Annotated in this window: 1 rRNA gene; it reads right to left on the bottom strand. The window is 51.4% G+C overall.

The features are described 5' to 3' along the window. A 23S ribosomal RNA gene (locus ACEWPM_RS19755) occupies positions 1–1,180 on the bottom strand; the annotation flags it as partial.

Raw genomic sequence — 1,180 nt, forward strand, 5'->3', positions numbered from 1 at the left:
CTGCGCCTACACCTAACGGCTTAAGCTTGCTAGATAGACCAAGTCGATGACCCATTATACAAAAGGTACGCCGTCACAAGACTGGACACTGATAACAATCATTTATTGAACGGTATCGATACGCGGAAGTGTATTGTTTCGACGCCTGGATTGTCGCTGTAAAGGCCAGCGTTCGATCTATGATCGAGGCCCAGACCTATGCGAACATCCTCCCGGTTCTGATAGCCCAGCTCGAGGCCGGATCGAAACTCGATCGGACCGCCGAGATCCACATCCCCGCCACGGGCGTAAACGCCCGGCATCGTGTGGAACTGTGCATACCACCGCTTGTTCGGTGTCATGTATGTTGTCGTGTTTCCCAGTCCGATCCACAGACCACCTTCATCAGTGACCGAAGCCCCGTAGGTGAATTGGAATGGCCCGCGGGCGATCCCGGTCTGCTTGCGGATAAATATTTCTTCACCCACATGATCGTCTTGGAAAATAAGTTCGCCAACTGAAAGTCCAAGATAAGGCGTAACCTCGTTTTTGGCCAGACAGCCGTCGTTCGGGCAATGATTGACGCCCATGTTGATCAGCCCCAACAGGAGGCCGACTGCAGCAAAGGTCCCGTCAGTCACTACTGCGAAATCCGACATTTTCACTTCCTTGTTCTTATACCCACACCTTTGATGGTGCAGATTGTCATTAGAGTCCAGTCAAGCTCCGACTGATTGTAGGCGTTCGGTTTCAGGTACTGTTTCACTCCCCTCGTCGGGGTGCTTTTCACCTTTCCCTCACGGTACTGGTTCACTATCGGTCAGTAAGGAGTACTTAGCCTTCGAAGGTGGTCCTCCGATCTTCAGACAGGATTTCACGTGTCCCGCCCTACTTAATACGTCCTATCATGCTTCATATACGGGGCTATCACCCTCTATGGCCGTGCTTCCCAACACGTTCTATTCACACTCAAGGCTCGGCTGGTCCCCGTTCGCTCGCCGCTACTAGGGGAGTATCAATTGATGTCCTTTCCTCCGGGTACTTAGATGTTTCAGTTCTCCGGGTTTGCTCTTATAAACCTATGTATTCAGTCTATAAGTACCTGGTTTACCGCATTATTTTGCCCTACCGCCCGGAGGGCTACTTGAGGACGAACCTCGCGTAACCACCATCGTGGTAGGATAAATAACACAGTATCAGG

The sequence above is a fragment of the Roseovarius maritimus genome (assembly GCF_043355895.2).
GTDB lineage: Bacteria > Pseudomonadota > Alphaproteobacteria > Rhodobacterales > Rhodobacteraceae > Roseovarius > Roseovarius maritimus.